This window comes from Polaromonas sp. YR568 (assembly GCF_900116715.1).
Taxonomy (GTDB): Bacteria; Pseudomonadota; Gammaproteobacteria; order Burkholderiales; family Burkholderiaceae_C; genus Polaromonas.
Window position 1 is genome coordinate 357,715 of record NZ_FPBM01000001.1, and the last position, 17,403, is coordinate 375,117.

At 63.9% G+C, this 17,403-nt stretch carries 17 protein-coding genes; 8 read left to right on the forward strand and 9 right to left on the reverse strand.

Going from position 1 to position 17,403, the window contains the following annotated elements; translation table 11 throughout:
- Position 1: 1 nt before the first annotated feature.
- The 3 genes from BM408_RS01680 to BM408_RS01690 all read left to right on the forward strand — a co-directional run bounded on the left by BM408_RS01680 (position 2) and on the right by BM408_RS01690 (position 2,604).
- Complete coding sequence (locus BM408_RS01680) at positions 2-1,465, forward strand: aldehyde dehydrogenase family protein (protein WP_092126265.1); 1,464 nt, start codon at positions 2-4, stop codon at positions 1,463-1,465.
- A 105-nt stretch (positions 1,466-1,570) separates the two neighbouring features.
- Positions 1,571-2,002, forward strand: a complete 432-nt coding sequence (locus BM408_RS01685; RefSeq protein WP_092126267.1) for a hypothetical protein — start codon at positions 1,571-1,573, stop codon at positions 2,000-2,002.
- Entirely contained in the window at positions 1,999-2,604 is a 606-nt protein-coding gene (locus tag BM408_RS01690) for a DUF6151 family protein (RefSeq protein WP_092126269.1), read from the forward strand. The genes BM408_RS01685 and BM408_RS01690 overlap by 4 nt, the downstream gene beginning before the upstream one ends.
- Positions 2,605-2,644: 40 nt before the next feature.
- On the opposite strand, the gene glmM is transcribed toward BM408_RS01690, so the two are convergent.
- The 4 genes from glmM to BM408_RS01710 all read right to left on the reverse strand — a co-directional run bounded on the left by glmM (position 2,645) and on the right by BM408_RS01710 (position 7,852).
- On the reverse strand, positions 2,645-3,976 hold the full coding sequence (gene glmM, locus BM408_RS01695; RefSeq protein WP_092126271.1) for a phosphoglucosamine mutase: 1,332 nt from the start codon (positions 3,974-3,976) through the stop codon (positions 2,645-2,647).
- A 103-nt stretch (positions 3,977-4,079) separates the two neighbouring features.
- Complete coding sequence (gene folP, locus BM408_RS01700) at positions 4,080-4,937, reverse strand: dihydropteroate synthase (RefSeq protein WP_092126273.1); 858 nt, start codon at positions 4,935-4,937, stop codon at positions 4,080-4,082.
- 81 nt (positions 4,938-5,018) lie between these two features.
- Complete coding sequence (gene ftsH, locus BM408_RS01705; RefSeq protein WP_092126275.1) at positions 5,019-6,941, reverse strand: ATP-dependent zinc metalloprotease FtsH; 1,923 nt, start codon at positions 6,939-6,941, stop codon at positions 5,019-5,021.
- Positions 6,942-7,081: 140 nt separating this feature from the next.
- Entirely contained in the window at positions 7,082-7,852 is a 771-nt protein-coding gene (locus BM408_RS01710) for an RlmE family RNA methyltransferase (RefSeq protein WP_254774670.1), read from the reverse strand.
- 42 nt (positions 7,853-7,894) lie between these two features.
- On the opposite strand from BM408_RS01710, the gene BM408_RS01715 reads away from it, so the two are divergent.
- From BM408_RS01715 to BM408_RS01725, 3 genes are all read left to right on the forward strand, one after another.
- Entirely contained in the window at positions 7,895-8,371 is a 477-nt protein-coding gene (locus tag BM408_RS01715) for a YhbY family RNA-binding protein (RefSeq protein WP_092126277.1), read from the forward strand.
- 121 nt (positions 8,372-8,492) lie between these two features.
- Positions 8,493-10,553 (forward strand): M3 family metallopeptidase, encoded by a 2,061-nt coding sequence (locus BM408_RS01720; protein WP_092126279.1) that lies wholly within the window; start codon positions 8,493-8,495, stop codon positions 10,551-10,553.
- Positions 10,554-10,687: 134 nt separating this feature from the next.
- Positions 10,688-11,359, forward strand: a complete 672-nt coding sequence (locus tag BM408_RS01725; protein ID WP_092126281.1) for a glutaredoxin family protein — start codon at positions 10,688-10,690, stop codon at positions 11,357-11,359.
- Positions 11,360-11,480: 121 nt separating this feature from the next.
- Here BM408_RS01725 and rpiA read toward each other — a convergent pair whose 3' ends face one another.
- Positions 11,481-12,152 (reverse strand): ribose-5-phosphate isomerase RpiA, encoded by a 672-nt coding sequence (gene rpiA, locus BM408_RS01730; protein WP_092126283.1) that lies wholly within the window; start codon positions 12,150-12,152, stop codon positions 11,481-11,483.
- Between the two features lie 95 nt (positions 12,153-12,247).
- Between rpiA and BM408_RS01735 the strand changes: the two genes are divergently transcribed.
- A complete protein-coding gene (locus BM408_RS01735) occupies positions 12,248-13,306 on the forward strand; it encodes a quinone-dependent dihydroorotate dehydrogenase (RefSeq protein WP_092126285.1) in 1,059 nt (352 codons plus the stop codon).
- 14 nt (positions 13,307-13,320) lie between these two features.
- Here BM408_RS01735 and BM408_RS01740 read toward each other — a convergent pair whose 3' ends face one another.
- On the reverse strand, positions 13,321-13,578 hold the full coding sequence (locus BM408_RS01740; RefSeq protein ID WP_092126287.1) for a hypothetical protein: 258 nt from the start codon (positions 13,576-13,578) through the stop codon (positions 13,321-13,323).
- Positions 13,579-13,714: 136 nt separating this feature from the next.
- On the opposite strand from BM408_RS01740, the gene BM408_RS01745 reads away from it, so the two are divergent.
- A complete protein-coding gene (locus tag BM408_RS01745) occupies positions 13,715-15,832 on the forward strand; it encodes an NADPH-dependent 2,4-dienoyl-CoA reductase (RefSeq protein WP_092126289.1) in 2,118 nt (705 codons plus the stop codon).
- Here the strand turns inward: BM408_RS01745 and BM408_RS01750 are convergent.
- The 3 genes from BM408_RS01750 to BM408_RS01760 all read right to left on the reverse strand — a co-directional run bounded on the left by BM408_RS01750 (position 15,829) and on the right by BM408_RS01760 (position 17,152).
- Positions 15,829-16,389 carry a toxin-activating lysine-acyltransferase gene (locus tag BM408_RS01750; protein WP_092126291.1) on the reverse strand — a complete coding sequence of 187 codons (561 nt, stop codon included), beginning with the start codon at positions 16,387-16,389 and terminating at the stop codon, positions 15,829-15,831. The genes BM408_RS01745 and BM408_RS01750 overlap by 4 nt on opposite strands.
- 154 nt (positions 16,390-16,543) lie before the next feature.
- On the reverse strand, positions 16,544-16,771 hold the full coding sequence (locus BM408_RS01755) for a DUF3820 family protein (protein ID WP_092126293.1): 228 nt from the start codon (positions 16,769-16,771) through the stop codon (positions 16,544-16,546).
- Positions 16,772-16,789: 18 nt separating this feature from the next.
- On the reverse strand, positions 16,790-17,152 hold the full coding sequence (locus tag BM408_RS01760) for a translation initiation factor Sui1 (protein WP_092126295.1): 363 nt from the start codon (positions 17,150-17,152) through the stop codon (positions 16,790-16,792).
- Positions 17,153-17,403 lie beyond the last annotated feature (251 nt).

A 17,403-nucleotide genomic window follows, 5' to 3' on the forward strand; every position in this document is an offset into this window, starting at 1 on the left:
CATGACTTCCTCGACCGACGCATTGCACCGCAACCTGATCAACGGCGAATGGGTGGAGGGCACAGGGGCCACCGACAACCTGAATCCCTCCAATCTGTCCGACGTGATCGGCCAGTACACGCAGGCCGATGCAGCCGGCCTGGATGCGGCAGTCAAGGCGGCGCAGGCGGCCTTCCCGGCATGGTCTACCTCGGGCATACAGGCGCGTGCGGATGCGCTCGACAAGATCGGCACCGAAATCCTTGCGCGCCGTGAAGAGCTGGGCACCCTGCTCTCGCGCGAAGAAGGCAAGACCAAACCCGAAGGCATTGGCGAAGCCACCCGCGCCGGCCATATCTTCAGGTTCTTTGCCGGTGAATGCCTGCGCCTGTCGGGCGAGACGATCCCCTCGGTGCGGCCCGGTATCGGCGTGGAAATCACACGCGAGCCCGTGGGCGTGGTGGGCCTGATCACGCCGTGGAACTTTCCCATTGCCATCCCGGCCTGGAAGATTGCGCCGGCGATGGCCTTCGGCAACTGCGTGGTGTTAAAGCCCGCTGACCTGGTGCCCGGCAGCGCCTGGGCGCTGGCTGAAATCATTTCACGCTCCGGCATTCCGGCCGGCGTGTTCAACCTGGTCATGGGCCCGGGCCGCGTGATCGGCGATGCGCTGGTCAACCACCCCGGCGTGAACGCCATCAGCTTCACCGGCTCGGTCGGTGTGGGCGGCCGCATTGCAGAGGCGTGCGCGAAGAACCTCAAGAAGGTGCAGCTTGAGATGGGCGGCAAAAACCCGCAGATCATCCTGGACGACGCCGACCTGACGCAGGCGGTTGAGCTGAGCGCGCAGAGCGCCTTCTACTCCACCGGCCAGCGTTGCACCGCGTCCAGCCGCCTCATCGTGACCGACGGCATCTACCCGGCCTTTATCGAAGCACTGCAGGCGCGCATGGCGCGCATCAAGGTCGGCGACGCCCTCACAGCCGGCACCGACGTCGGCCCGGTGTCGTCGCAGGCGCAGCTTGAGCAGGATTTGAGCTACATCGAAATCGGCAAGGCTGAAGGCGCCAAGCTGGCTTTTGGCGGCGCGCGCATTCCTTGCCACACCGGCAGCGGTGCAGAGGGCTACTTCATGCAGCCGGCGCTCTTCACCGAAAGCGCAGCCGGCATGCGCATCAACCGCGAAGAAATCTTCGGCCCGGTCGCCAGCATCATCCGCGTGAAAGACTACGAAGCAGCGCTGGCCACCGCCAACGACACGCCCTTTGGCCTCTCAGCCGGCATCGCCACCACCAGCCTCAAATACGCCACCCACTTCAAGCGCCACAGCCAGGCCGGCATGGTCATGGTGAATTTGCCGACGGCGGGCGTCGACTACCACGTGCCGTTTGGCGGCCGCAAGGGTTCCAGCTACGGCCCGCGCGAGCAGGGCAAGTATGCGCAGGAGTTTTTCACGACCGTGAAGACGGCGTATACGCTGGCTTAAAGCGCACGGAGGCCGCTGGCTCGCGCGGCTGCCCGGTTGGTTAGACTGGAAGTCTGCAGGTGAAGCACCTGTGGCCTTCCACTTCTACAACCACAGGCCTGAACCATGCGTTTCTTTCGCAGCCTCACCGATCTTCCCAAATTGCTGCTGGCCCTGACGGCGGCGTATTTCCTCACCAGCCTCGGCCACTTCAGCCACAACGCTGAATTCATCTGCGAATACCCCAACCTGCCGGCGTGGCTGACTCGTGCGCAGGTCTATGCGGTGTGGGCCGCGATCACATCGGTCGGCGTGGTGGGCCTGCTACTGATGCGCAAGAAGTACATGGCCACGGGCTTGCTGCTGATGGCCGTGTACGCGGCGCTGGGCTTTGACGGCCTGGGCCACTACGCGGTGGCCCCTATTGAGTTGCATCCCTTGGTGGCCAACATCACCATTCTTTCGGAAGTCGCTGCTGCCGCGCTGTTGTTGCCGGTGGTGCTGTGGTCGCTGACCTTACACGTGTTCCACCTTAAAGCGAGAAAGCTGCAGCCATGAACCACCCATTGCAATGCCAGTGCGGCACGCTAAAAGGCTACGTCAGCCATCCTGAAACGGCATGCCGAGGCATCTGCTACTGCAAGGACTGCCAGGCCTATGCGCACTTCCTGGGGAAACCCGGGGAGATTCTGGATGAGATGGGCGGCTCGGATGTGATCGCCACCCTGCCCCAGAATGTCACCTTCACTCAGGGAGTGGAATCGCTCACCTGCATGTCGCTCAGCGGCAGAGGCATGCTGCGCTGGTATGCGAGTTGCTGCAATACGCCGATCGGCAATACGGCGCGTGACTTCAAGGTGTCACATGTCGGCCTGCTGCACAACTGCCTGCAAGCTCCTTCAATCAGCCTGGACAGCGCTTTTGGCCCGGTGCGCATGAAGGTCGGCATGAAGAGCGGCAAAGGTAGCCCCAAGGGCATGGCGGTCAGCACCACCGTGGCTATTCTTGGGTTCATGACGAGGCTGATACGCACAAGGCTCAATGGCGGCTACAAGCTCACGCCCTTCTTCAACCCGGATGACGGAAGGCCGCGCGTACAGCCCAAGGTGCTCACGCCGGATGAGCGGGCCCGCTTGATGGAAGCTGTTGAGGTCTTCTAGCCGGTTGCTCGTGTGCTACTGATTAGCTGGCCGCCGTCGGTCAGGAGCGCACTGTATCGGCCACGCGCTCGGCGCAGCTTTTGGCCTGGCCTGCGTCGCGAGCCTCAACCATCACTCGCAGCAGCGGCTCGGTGCCGCTGGCGCGTATCAACACGCGGCCGGTGTCACCCAGCTCGGCTTCCACCGTTTTGGTCATGTCGGCGAGCTGCTTGCTGCTCTTCCAGTCCTGGCCGGGCTTGAGACGCACATTGATCAGGGTTTGCGGGAACAGCACGACCTCGCCGAGCAGCTGGGCAATCGTCTTGCCGCTGCGCACACAGGCCTGCAGCACCTGCAAGGCGCTGATGAGGCCGTCGCCGGTGGTGTGTTTGTCTAGCGCCAGCAGGTGGCCCGAACCTTCACCGCCCAGCAGCCAGCCGCGCTTGTCGAGCTCTTCGAGCACATAGCGGTCGCCGACTTTGGCACGTACAAACTCCACGCCTTTTTTCTTGAGGGCAACTTCCACCGCCATATTGGTCATCAGCGTGCCGACCGTGCCGGGCACTTTTTCGCCGCGCGCCAGTCGCTCGTTGACCATGAGAAAGAGCACCTCGTCGCCGTTGAAGAGGCGGCCGTCGGCGTCCACCATCTGCAGGCGGTCGGCGTCGCCGTCGAGCGCGATGCCGTAGTGGGCCTTATTGGCCCTGACGGCCTTGATCAGCGCTTCGGGGTGCGTGGCCCCGACTTCGTGGTTGATGTTGAGGCCGTCGGGCGCGCAGCCGATGGCGATGACTTCAGCGCCCAGTTCATGGAAGACCATGGGCGCGATGTGATACGCCGCGCCGTGCGCGCCGTCGACGACGATCTTCAGGCCCTTGAGGGTGAGGTCGTTGGCAAACGTGCTTTTGCAGAATTCGATATAGCGGCCTGCGGCGTCGTCGAGGCGGCGGGCCTTGCCCAGCGTGGCCGAATCGGCCCAGACAGGCGACTCATCGAGCGCGGCTTCCACCGCCAGTTCCCACGCGTCGTCCAGCTTGGTGCCCTGGGCGCTGAAAAACTTGATGCCGTTGTCGGGGTAGGCGTTGTGGCTGGCGCTGATGACCACGCCCAGGCTGGCGCGCTGGGCGCGTGTGAGGTAGGCCACACCGGGTGTGGGCAGCGGCCCCAGCAGCACAACGTCAACCCCGGCGGAGTTAAAGCCGGACTCCAGCGCGCTCTCAAGCATGTAGCCCGAGATGCGGGTGTCTTTTCCGATCAGCACCGTGGGGCGGGATTCCGTGCGGCGCAGCACGCGGCCCACGGCATGCGCCAGGCGCAGCACAAAGTCGGGCGTGATGGGTGGCTGGCCTACCGTGCCGCGAATGCCGTCGGTGCCGAAGTATTTTCTGGTCATGGGGTTTTGTCCCTGTGGAGCTTGTTGTTCTGGATGTTCTTGCGAATGTGGGCTTATTTTAGGTGGCGTTGCCCTGCCCCCGTGTCAGCCAAAGCCTGAAGACTCAGCTTGCGGCCGTCCAGACCTTGAGGGCCTGTACGGTTTCTTTGACGTCATGCACGCGCACAATGCGGGCGCCTCGGTCAACCGCCAACAGGGCCGCGGCCACGCTGGGTACCATGCGGTCGGCCACATCCAGCTGGGCCACAGCAGCCAGCGAAGTGCTGGTGACGGCCGCCAAGGAGGATTTGCGCGACCAGGCGGCCAGCAGCGGGTAGCCAGCGGCCAGAAACTCTTGCTGACGCGCCAGCAGCGCAAAATTTTGCGCCACGGTTTTGCCGAAGCCCACACCCACATCAAGCACGATGCGGGACTTGTCCACGCCCGCCGCCTGCAGGCCAGCTGCGGCCGCCTCAAGGAAAGCCAGCACCTGCGGCACCACATCACCCTCCATGGGCGCGACCTGCATGGTCTGCGGCTCGCGGTGCATGTGCATCAGGCAAACGCCGCAGCTGGGGTGGCCGGCCACGGCTTCGACAGCGCCCGGTTTGCGCAGCGCCCAGATGTCGTTGATCACGTCGGCGCCCAGGTCGAGCACCGCCCGCATCACCTCGGGCTTGTAGGTGTCTATCGAGAGCGGCACACCCAGCTTGACCGCATGCCGCACCACCGGCAGCACGCGGGCAAGCTCTTCCTCCAGCGGCACAGGCGGCGCGCCGGGGCGGGTGGATTCACCACCGATATCCAGCAGGTCGGCGCCGTCCTTCAGCAGCTTGTCGCAGTGCGCGAACACGCTGGCGAAACTGCCGTCTTGCGAGAAGTACTTGCCGCCGTCTGAAAACGAATCGGGCGTGACATTGACGATGCCCATCACGCGCGGCTGCGACAGGTCGATTTGAAAGCGGGAGGTTTGCCAAATCATGATTCGTGTCCGGAAATAAAAAACCGGGGACTGGCCCCGGTTATGGCGACTGACTGGCAGTCACTTGTTATTCGTTCCTTCTCAGGCCACTGTCGGCGCCGGATCGGTGCTGACAGCCGGTGTGCCGCCGCTGGGGCCGCCACCGCCGCCGACGGACGAGTTACGCGGCGTCCAGTCCTTGGGTGGGCGCGGCTCCTTGCCGGCCATGATGTCGTCGAGCTGGTCCATGTCTATGGTTTCCCATTCGAGCAGGGCCTTGGCCATGGCATGCATCTTGTCCTGGTTCTCTTCGATCAGCTTGCGCGCCAGGGCGTATTGCTGGTCGATGATGCGGCGCACTTCGCCGTCGACCTTTTGCAGGGTCGACTCGCTCATGTTGTTGGTCTTGGTGACCGAACGGCCCAGGAAGACTTCGCCTTCGTTTTCGGCGTAGACCATGGGGCCCAGCGCTTCGGTCATGCCGTAGCGGGTGACCATGTCGCGGGCCAATGCGGTGGCACGCTCAAAGTCGTTGCTGGCGCCTGTCGTCATCTGGTTCATGAAGACTTCTTCGGCAATGCGGCCGCCAAACAGCATGCTGATCTGGCTGAGCATGAATTCACGGTCGTAGCTGTAGCGGTCTTGCGCCGGCAGGCTCATCGTCACGCCCAGCGCACGGCCGCGCGGGATGATGGTGACCTTGTGGACCGGGTCGCACTTGGGCAGCAGCTTGCCAATCAACGCGTGGCCAGACTCGTGGTACGCCGTGTTGCGGCGCTCTTCCTCGGGCATGACCATGCTCTTGCGCTCTGGGCCCATCAGGATCTTGTCTTTGGCCTTTTCAAAGTCCTGCATCTCGACGGTGCGCGCATTGCGGCGTGCGGCCATCAGGGCGGCTTCATTGCAAAGGTTGGCCAGGTCGGCGCCGGACATGCCGGGCGTGCCGCGGGCGATCACGCTGGCGTTCACGTCCTGGCCGAGCGGAACCTTGCGCATGTGCACATTGAGGATCTGCTCGCGGCCGCGGATATCAGGCAGCGTCACATACACCTGGCGGTCAAAACGGCCGGGGCGCAGCAAAGCGGCGTCCAGGATGTCGGGACGGTTGGTGGCAGCCACCACGATCACGCCGACATTGGTTTCAAAGCCGTCCATCTCGACCAGCATCTGGTTCAGGGTCTGCTCGCGTTCGTCATTGCCGCCGCCCAGGCCGGCGCCGCGCTGGCGGCCGACTGCGTCGATTTCATCGATGAAGATGATGCAGGGGGCGTTTTTCTTGGCGTTTTCGAACATGTCGCGCACACGGGCCGCGCCCACGCCGACAAACATTTCAACGAAGTCGGAGCCGGAGATCGAGAAGAAAGGCACCTTGGCCTCGCCGGCGATGCCTTTGGCGAGCAGGGTCTTACCGGTGCCCGGGGGGCCAACCAGCAGCAAGCCACGCGGAATGCGTCCGCCCAGCTTCTGGAATTTTTGCGGGTCTTTCAGGAAATCAACGACTTCCTTGACCTCTTCCTTGGCTTCGTCGCAGCCTGCGACGTCTGCAAAGGTGACGGGATTGGTGGACTCGTCCAGCATGCGCGCCTTGGACTTGCCGAAGCTGAACGCCCCGCCCTTGCCGCCGCCCTGCATCTGCCGCATGAAATAAATCCACACGCCGATCAGCAGCAGCATGGGGCCCCAGCTGATCAGGATAGAGGTGAGCAAAGAGGTTTCTTCGCGGGGTTTGACGTCGAACTTGACGTCGTTGGCGATCAGGTCGCCGACCAGGCCGCGGTCAAGGTAGGTGGCCGTGGTGCGGACCTTGCGGTCATCGATGGTGGTCGCCGAGATCTCGGTGCCGCCCTGGCCTTCAGCGATGGTGGCCTGCTTGATACGCTTGCCACGCACTTCTTCCAGGAATTCGGAGTAACCCAGGTAGTTGGAGCCGGCGCCACCGCGTGTATCAAATTGCTTGAAGACGGTGAAAAGCACCATGGCGATAACCAGCCAGATTGCAATTTTGGAAAACCACTGATTGTTCAAGGACTACTCCGGTATAAGAACAAAAGTCACATGCGCCTGATTTTAGGCGTTTCAAGGGCAAAAACCGCGTATTCCGGCTCCGGCCCCTGGTTTGAAGCGGGTTTAGGTGATATTTGCCGCGCTGATGTCGCAGGATGCACTCATCCTACGGCTTCTGCGCGCTTTTTCAGCCCTCGCCCGATCAGGAAAGTCTCTGACGAGCCTGGACGAGAAGCTTTGGGCTTAAGGGGTTTCACCACCTTGAAGGTGTCCCGGAAGAGTTTGACGAGCTGGTCATAGCCGCTGCCGTGAAAGAGCTTGACCACCAGCGTGCCGTCCGGCTTCATGCGGTTCTGGGCAAATTCCACCGCCAGCTCGATCAGATGGGCAATGCGCGCCGCATCGGCCGATTCAATACCCGACAGGTTGGGCGCCATGTCCGAAATCACAAGGTCGACCCGGACCTGCCCCTCGGGTGTGGCCAGGGCTGCTTCGAGCTGCTGCAGCACCTCGGCCTCGCGGAAGTCGCCCTGAATAAAGGTCACGCCCTCAATCGGCTCCATCGGCAGCAGATCCAGCCCGATGATGCGGCCGTTGAGCGTGCCCACCGCCGCGCCCGTAGGAGACAGCCGGCGCCGCACATACTGGCTCCAGGCGCCCGGCGTGCTGCCCAGGTCGACCACACAATCACCCGGTTTGACCAGGCCGAAGGTTTCGTCGATTTCCTTGAGTTTGTAAGCGGCGCGGGCCCGGTAACCCTCTTTCTGGGCGAGTTTGACGTAGGGGTCGTTGATGTGGTCGTGCAGCCACGCCTTGTTGACCTTTTTCCCCTTGCCGCCGGCCTTGGCGGCGACTTTCCCGGCCGCTTTGGCGGCGGCCTTGGCGTCCGTCTGGACGCCGGGCTTGAAATCGGTCTTGGCATTTACTTTCATGGGGTCTATTGTCCTCTTCCCGACTCGCCCGATAATTGGGGCATGGCTCAAATACAACTTACCCCCGCCCAGCGCAAGGATCACCGCGCCGATGCCCACCACCTCAACGCCGTGGTGATGATCGGCTCCGACGGCCTCACCGCTGCCGTCAAGAAAGAAACCGATGCGGCGCTCAACGCCCACGGGCTCATCAAGGTGCGGGTGCTGTCGGACGACCGCGCCGGCCGCGAAGAGATCTTCCAGACCCTGGCCGACCAGCTCAACGCCGCCCCCATCCAGCACATCGGCAAGCTGCTGGTGCTGTGGCGCCCCATGCCGCCCAAGGAAAAAAAGGTCAATGAAGACCGCATGCCCGGCCCGCGCGACGTCAAGGTGCTGAAGAACAGCTCACGCTACGGCCAGCGCCCCGAGGTGAAAACCCTGCGCGTGCTCGGCAACCAGCGCCTCACGCCCGGCGGCACCGTCAAGCGCGCCAAAAAGCCCCAGCTCAAAAGCCTCAAGAAAAGCGCGCAAGGCTGAACGGCTTTTCCGCCCTGCGGGCCCACAGCGGCTCCGGGGCAATCGCTGCCATAGCGACTTTCTTCTGGCCGCACGGCCGGCAAGCCTTTAGATTCGAGACCTTCGCCCACAGCTACACGTCATGACCAATCCACTCCTCGATTTTTCCGACCTCCCGCTGTTTGACCGAATCCAGCCCGAGCATGTGGCACCCGCCGTCGACGAACTGCTGGCCAAGGCCGACACGGCGCTGGAGACCGTCACGGCGGCGGACTTTCCGGCCACCTGGACGGGCATCGCCCGCGTGCTGGACGTCGCCACCGAAAACCTGGGCCGCGCCTGGGGCGCCGTGAGCCACCTCAACAGCGTGGCCGACACGCCTGAGTTGCGCGCCGCCTACAACGCCGCCCTGCCGCGCGTGACCGAGTTCTGGACTCGCCTGGGCGCCGACGAGCGCCTTTACGCCAAATACAAGGCCATTGATGTCAGTACCCTGAATGCCGAACAGCGCCAGGCCCACAAGAATGCGATCCGCAACTTTGTGCTTTCAGGCGCCGAGTTGCAGGGCGCCGACCGCGACCGTTTCGCCAAAATCCAGGAACGCCAGGCCGAGCTCAGCCAGAAATTCAGTGAAAACGCACTGGACGCCACCGATGCCTTTGCCTACTACGCCACCGAGGCTGAAGTCGCCGGCATCCCGGCCGATGTGCTGCAAACCGCGCGCACTCAGGCTGAAGCCGAAGGCAAAACCGGCTACCGCCTCAGCCTGAAGATGCCCAGCTACCTGCCCGTCATGCAGTTTGCCGTCAGCAGCCCGCTGCGCGAAACCCTCTACAAGGCCTACACCACCCGCGCCAGCGACCAGGCCGCACCCGAGTTCAGCAAATTCGACAACAGCGCGATCATGCAAGAGATCCTCGCGCTACGCCTCGAAGAAGCGAAGCTGCTGGGCTACAGGAATTTCGGCGAAGTCTCGGTCGTAGCCAAGATGGCCAAGTCGCCCGAAGAAGTGGTCGCCTTCCTGCGTGACCTCGCCCGCCGCGCCCGCCCTTATGCTGAAAAAGACGTCGCCGATCTGCGTGCCTTCGCCAGCAGCCAGTTGGGCCTGCCAGACCCCAACCCCTGGGACTACGCCTATATCGGCGAGAAGCTCAAGGAAGCGCGTTACGCCTTCAGCGAGCAGGAAGTCAAACAGTACTTCACCGCGCCCAAGGTGCTGGCCGGCCTTTTCAAGATTGTCGAAACCCTGTTCGAAGTCGCCATCCGCAAGGACTCGGCCCCGGTGTGGAAGCCCGGCGTGGAGTTCTACCGCATCGAACGCAACGGCGCACTCGTCGGCCAGTTCTACCTCGACCAGCCTGCCCGCACCGGCAAGCGCGGCGGCGCCTGGATGGACGACGTGCGCGCCCGCTGGCTGCGCCCGGACACCGGCAAGCTGCAAACCCCGGTGGCCCACCTGGTCTGCAATTTCGCCGACGGCGTGGGCGGCAAGCCGGCGCTGCTCACGCATGACGACGTGACCACGCTGTTCCACGAGTTCGGCCACGGCCTGCACCACATGCTCACCCAGGTCAACGAGCGCGACGTCTCCGGCATCAGTGGTGTCGAGTGGGACGCCGTCGAGCTGCCCAGCCAGTTCATGGAGAACTTCTGCTGGGAGTGGGACGTGCTCAAGCACATGACGGCGCATGTCGACACCGGCGCGCCACTGCCCCGCGCGCTGTTCGACAAGATGCTGGCCGCCAAGAACTTCCAGAGCGGCATGCAGACGCTGCGCCAGGTCGAGTTTTCGCTGTTCGACATGCTGCTGCACACCTCGCACAACCCGGCCGACGACCTGATGGGCCTGCTCGCCGAGGTGCGCAAGGAAGTCGCGGTGATCCCATCGCCGGCCTACAGCCGCACCGCGCATACATTCAGTCACATTTTTTCTGGCGGCTACGCCGCAGGCTATTACAGCTACAAATGGGCTGAAGTCCTGTCGGCTGACGCCTACGCGGCTTTCGAAGAAACGGCTACAGCGTCGCCCTCGCCCACCGGAGACGATGCAGGCAAAACGACCGTCACGGTAGAGACCGGCCGGAAATACCGGCAAGCCATTCTGGAGGCGGGCGGCAGCCGCCCCGCGATGGAGTCATTCAAGGCCTTCCGGGGCCGTGAACCGTCGATTGATGCGTTGTTGCGTCATCAGGGAATGGCTTGAGAACGTTAAAAAGGTCACCAGACTGATTAGACTTCTAACCTTGTCGTGATTTAAGCTTGAGTACGAAGCCCCTTATCGGGGCTCAAAAAGCTCAAATCAACCTGCAACCCGTACCTGAGACCGACTGGAACACCATGACATCCAATGCCGTGACATCTGTGGCGCCCAAAGCCCTGTTGGCCCTGACCTCGCTGACCTTTCTCGCCGCCAGCCTGTATTCACCCCTGTCGCAAGCCCAGCAGGTGTACCGCATCGTCGGGCCTGACGGCAAGGTGACCTTCTCCGACCAGCCGCCGCCAGCGACCGCCAATGCCAAAGTCGGCCCGGCCAACACCGGCGCCGCTGGAGCCGCAGCGGCATCCACCGGGCTTCCTTTCGAACTCAGGCAGGTCGCCACCAAATACCCGGTAACGCTCTACACAGGCGAAAACTGCTCACCCTGCGCCGCCGCGCGCAACCTGCTGACAAGCCGCGGCGTTCCGTTCACCGAAAAAACCGTCACCACCAATGAAGACATCCAGTCGCTCCAGCGTTTGAGCGGCGGCTCCTCGCTGCCCTTTGGCACGATTGGCAGCCAGCAAATGAAGGGCTTCTCGGAACTGGAATGGACGCAGTTTCTCAATGCCGCCGGTTATCCCGCGACATCAGTCCTGCCTGCCAGCTACCGTCCCCCTGCCGCCTCGCCGCTGGTGACAGTCAACACGCCGCCACCCGCAGCAGCCGGCGGCGGTGCGGCACGCCCGGCGGCAGCCGCGCCGCCTCCGCCCGTCGCACCGGTGGACAACCCGTCCGGCATCAAGTTCTAAGCCGTTCAGAAAATCGCCGATACCGCAGATACGGCGGACATGCAAAACAAAAACGCCGGGCTTAAACCCGGCGTTTTGCATTGGCGGCCCCGAAAAAATCGGAACAGCCAAAAGAACGGCCTTAAAACACCAGCGTCTTGACGCCGCCCGGCGCGCCCAGCAGGCACACATGGGCTTTCTGGAAGGCAAACACCCCCACAGTCACCACGCCCGGCCACTGGTTCACCTGCGACTCAAAGGCCAGCGGGTCGGCGATTTTCAGGCCCGTCACGTCCAGGATGTGCTGGCCGTTGTCGGTCACCAGCGGTTTGCCGTCTTTCAGGCGCAGCACGGCTTTGCCGCCCAGCGCCGCAAACTGCCGCGTAATGCGCTGGGCCGCCATCGGAATCACCTCGACCGGCAGCGGGAAGTTGCCCAGCACCGGCACCAGCTTGGACTCGTCGGCGATGCAGACAAACTTGCGTGACTGGGCCGCGACGATTTTTTCGCGCGTGAGCGCCGCGCCGCCGCCCTTGACCATGTAACCCGCGTTGTCGATTTCGTCGGCGCCGTCGATGTAGACGGCGAGCTCCTCCACCTCGGTGGCGTCGAACACCTTGATGCCCAGCGCCTGCAGGCGTTCGGTCGAGGCGACCGAGCTGGACACCGCGCCGGCGATTTTGTCCTTGATGGTGGCCAGTGCGTCGATGAATTTGTTGACGGTCGAGCCGGTGCCGACGCCGACAATGCTGCCGGCCTCCACATATTGCAGGGCTGCCTGGCCGACCAGGGTTTTGAGTTCGTCTTGGGTCATGGGAGTGTTGAGGGAGGTGTTGCGGGAAGTGATGGAAGGGGTGAGTGAGGGTTTTGCGACAATCAGAACTCTTGTCACTTGCCCCGAATTATCCAATGTCCCTGCTCCCTTACGCCCTGGCCCGCCCGTTTTTATTCGGGCTTGACCCCGAGACCGCCCACGAGCTGACCATGACCTCGCTGGCGCGCACCCAGGGCACGCCGCTGTCGCTGGCCTATTTGTCCAGCCGCGTGAGCGACCCCGTCGAGCTGGCCGGCCTGACCTTTCCCAACCGCGTCGGCCTGGCTGCGGGCCTGGACAAAAACGCCCGCTGCATCGACGGCCTGGCCGCCATGGGCTTTGGCTTTGTCGAAGTGGGCACCGTCACGCCCAAGGGCCAGCCCGGCAACCCCAAGCCGCGCATGTTCCGCCTGCCTGAGGCCAACGCACTGATCAACCGCCTGGGCTTTAACAACGATGGACTGGACGCCTTTTTGGCCAATGTGCAGAAGTCCAGCGTACGCAAGCAGGCCGCCCAAGGCAAAGGCAAGCTGCTGCTGGGCCTCAATATCGGCAAAAACGCCGCCACGCCGATTGAAAACGCGGTCGACGACTACCTGATCTGCCTGGACGGCGTGTACCCGCATGCCGACTATGTCACCGTCAACATCTCCAGCCCCAACACCAAAAACCTGCGCGCGCTGCAAAGCGACGAAGCGCTGGACGCCCTGCTCGGCCGCATCGCCGAACGCCGCGAAACCCTGGCCACGCAGCACGGCAAGCGCGTACCGATTTTTGTGAAAATCGCGCCCGATCTCGACGAAGCCCAGGTCGATGTGATCGCCGCCACACTCAAGCGCCACGCCATGGACGGCGTGGTCGCCACCAACACCACGCTCAGCCGGGACGCCGTCAAAGGCATGCGCCACGCCGAAGAAGCCGGCGGCCTGAGCGGCGCGCCCGTGCTGGAGGCCAGCAACCGCGTGATCGGCCAGCTGCGCGCCGCGCTGGGCAAGGGTTTCCCGATCATCGGCGTGGGCGGCATTTTGAGCGGCGCCGACGCTGTCTCCAAGATCCAGGCCGGCGCCGACGTGGTGCAGATCTACACCGGGCTGATCTACAAAGGCCCCGAGCTGGTCACCAGCGCGGCGCTGGCGATCAAAAAGAGCCGCTAACCGTCAGGCGCCGGTCAAACACCCGGTGAGGGCTTCCCCCGGCCCGGGCCACGCCGGAAAGCCTCAGCCCCGCCACTGCCGCCACCGTCGGGAAAGCTGTGCTGCCTGAGCTTGCCACCTTCGCCGGCTTTCACGGGCTTCATGGGCCTTTCAATCAGGGTGCTGGCGTCGTTGCCGTCGGCTTCGTCATCCGGCTCACTGTGGGGCGGATGCGGCACGATCGCGCCTTCGCCGGTCTTGGCGCGTGTGGGGCTGGTGGTGTGTTTAGGCATGGCTCCAAGGTAGCAGCCCCTCCGCACGCGACGTGTCGGACAAGGCCGCGAGGCTTCAGGGTAAGCACCGAGTCCTGGTAGAGCCTGTCCCCTAGAGTACCCGCCGGGCTTTCTACGGCCCTGGCTTGCGTCTACGATGCAGGCAGTTTTGACAGGAGACCTGCTTTTGGCCGCGACCCCATCTTCCCCTTCCTCATCCCCATATCCCCACCTGCTCGCCCCGCTTGACCTGGGCTTCACCACGCTGAAAAACCGCGTGCTCATGGGCAGCATGCATACCGGCCTGGAAGACGGCCGCAAACACTTCCCCGCCATGGCTGCCTACTTTGCCGAGCGCGCGCGCGGCGGCGTGGGCCTGATGGTGACCGGCGGCTTTGCGCCCAACATCGCCGGTTGGACCAAACCCTTTGCCGGCATGCTGGCCAGCTCGGGCGCAGCGCGCCGCCACAAACAAGTGACCGACGCGGTGCATGCCGAGGGCGGCAAGATCGCGCTGCAAATCCTGCACACCGGCCGCTACGGCTACCACCCGCTGTGCGTGGCGCCTTCGCGCATCCAGAGCCCGATTTCGCCCTTCACCCCGCGCGAGCTCAGCGTGGGCGGCATAGAGCGGCAAATCCGCGCCTTTATCCGCTGCGCCATGCTGGCACGCGATGCCGGCTACGACGGCGTCGAGATCATGGGCAGCGAAGGCTACTTCATCAACCAGTTCCTCGTCACCCACACCAACCAGCGCACCGACGACTGGGGCGGCAGCTACGCCAACCGCATGCGCCTGGCGGTTGAGATCGTGCGCCGCACGCGCGAGGCCGTCGGGCGCGACTTCATCATCATCTACCGGCTCTCGATGATCGACCTCATTCCCGGCGGCAGCAGCTGGGAAGAAGTCGTGCTGCTGGCCAAGGCGGTTGAAGCCGCCGGCGCCACACTGATCAACAGCGGCATCGGCTGGCACGAGGCCCGCGTGCCGACGATCGCCACCTCGGTGCCGCGCGGCGCTTTCACCTGGGTCACCAAAAAGCTGCGCACCGACTTGCGCGCCGCCGGCCTCACCATCCCGGTTGTCACCAGCAACCGCCTGAACATGCCCGAGGTGGCCGAGCAGGTGCTGGCCGACGGCGCGGCCGACATGGTCAGCATGGCCCGTCCTTTCCTGGCCGACCCGGAATTCGTCAACAAGGCCGCCCAAGGCCGCAGCCAGGACATCAACACCTGCATCGCCTGCAACCAGGCCTGCCTGGACCATGCCTTCAAAGCCCAGCTGGCGAGCTGCCTGGTCAACCCGCGCGCAGGGCACGAGACCGAGCTCATCATCAAAATGACGCCGGCCAAAAAACGCGTGGCTGTGATTGGCGCAGGCCCCGCCGGCCTGGCCGCTGCCACCACACTGGCCGAGCGCGGCCACAGCGTGGACCTGTATGACGCAGCCGACAAGATAGGCGGCCAGTTCAACCTGGCCAAGCGCGTGCCCGGCAAAGAAGAGTTTGAAGAAACCCTGCGCTACTTCGGCAACCGCATCACAGCCACCGGCGTGCGCCTGCACCTGAACACCCGCGTCAGCGCGGCAGACCTGATTGCGCAAAAGTTTGACGACGTGCTGCTGGCCACCGGCGTCACGCCGCGCAACCCGCGCATTCCCGGGCAAGAGCACCCCAAGGTGCTGAGCTACATCGACGTGCTGCTGGGCCGCCAGCCGGTCGGCAAGCGCGTGGCGCTGATAGGTGCGGGCGGCATTGGTTTTGACGTGGCGGAGTTTCTGGTCACGCCGGCCGGGCATTCCACCGCGCTGGACTTGCCCGCCTGGCTGGCTGAATGGGGTGTGGCCGACCCGGCCGAGGTGCGCGGCGGCGTGGTGCGTCCGCAAGTCTCGCCGCCGGAGCGCCAGGTCACGCTGCTGCAGCGCAAGCCCGGCAAGCTGGGCGCGGGCCTGGGCAAAACCACCGGCTGGATACACCGCGCCGCGCTGAAGATGAAAAACGTCGAGATGATTTCGGGCGTGAACTACGAACGCATTGGTGAAGAAGGTTCAGGCCTGGGCCTCTTCATCACCTTCGGCGAAAAACGCCTGGACGGCACCGTGCTGGCGGTCGACAACATCGTGCTGTGCGCCGGGCAAGAGCCTTTGCGTGAGCTGCTGGAGCCGCTGCGCACGGCCGGCGTGAAGACGCATTTGATAGGCGGCGCCGACGAAGCCAGCGAGCTGGATGCCAAGCGCGCGATCAACCAGGGCACGCGGGTGGCAGCGGCGATCTAAACCGCGGGCTCAGACGCGGCCGGTTCAGGTTCGGAAGCAGGTTCGGGGGCAGGCTCTGCCGCCAGCGCCTCCCAGCGCACCACCTGCGCCAGGCCGTCGCCCATCACCGGGCCCAGCTGGTGCACCGCTTCGCCCGAGAACACGTTCTCGCGCAGGTCCTTGATCAACTCGGCCGCGCCGCCAAAGGGCGTGAACACATCTGCCAGCCAGACCTGATCGCCCGACTGCCAGTCGGCCTGCGCCAACCGGTGCGGCCCGGTGCGAAAGCGCAGCGCGGCATCTTCAGAAAGCCGCGCCCACGACACAAACGCCAGCGGCATGCCTTCACGCATAAAAAGTTTGGCCTGCTCCAGCACCAGCGCCGGCATCACGCGCCACTCCAGGTCGCTGAGCGAGATATGCCGTGTGTTGGGGTGCCGCATCATCAGCCAGGCCACCGGGCCCAGCAACGGGAGTTTGCCGATCGCGGATTTCGCCTGGGTTTTGACCAGGTCGGCGAGGTGCCTGAGTTCGTCTTCGCTGAGGCTGGAATCCGTGGGGTCGGCTTCTTGGGTCATGGGAGCAGCTGCTGGAGATGTTGTAGTGGCAGGTGTAGCGCGGGAGACGGGAAATTCCGGGAAATTCCCTCCGGTTTTTTTCTGCGAGTAGCGTAGCACGGCACCAAGGCCCCACCCGGTCAAATCCGGCCAGACCTCGCTGAAAAACCCAGAGCTAAGACCGGCCAGGGGCGCCGCGCCGCAGCGGGTCCAGCAGCGGCTTCAGGCCGTTGTGATCGATCTCCTGCATCAGCGCCAGCAGGCGGCCGATCTCGCCTTTGGGAAAGCCTTCGCGGGCAAACCAGTTGAGGTAGTTGCCGGGCAGGTCGGCGATCAAGGTGCCCTTGTGTTTGCCGTAGGGCATTTCGCGGGTCACCAATAAAAGAAGGTCTTCAGGGTTCATGGCAGACTCAGGTTTACCTTAGCCTCCCGCCCGCTTGGCGGCATGGCCCAGCTTGTTCAGCATCTGCAGCACCAGCTCGCAGTGGTCGCCCTGCACTTCAATCACGCCGTCTTTCACCGTGCCGCCTGAGCCGCAGGCGGCCTTGACCTGCTTGCCCAGCTGCGCCAGCGCCACAACGTCCAGCGGCAGGCCTTTGATGACGGTGACGGTTTTGCCGCCCCGGCCTTTGCTTTCACGGCTGACGCGCACAGGGCCGCCGGGGCTGGGTACGGCCTGCGCCTGTTTGCAGGTGCAGGCCACTACCGGCTGGCGGCAGCCGGGGCACATGCGCCCGGTGTCCGTTGAATAGACCAGGCCGCCTGCGGATAGGGAGTTTTTCATTAATAAGGATTGTGATCGCTGTCGCCACGGTGCTCGCCGGGCTCAGCGCCAGCAAGGAAACTGCAAGCCCGGGAGGTAACAATCCGGCACCGTACCCGGATTTTTAGAACGATCGTTCGCAAAAATTTGTGACTTAGTTCACAAAAAACCCAAAAGTACCTTATAAACACGGCAGGGATACAGGGATAGCAATCGCCCGGACCGTAGACACAACAACCATCGCGGCAACATAGGCCGCGCGGGCGACCAGA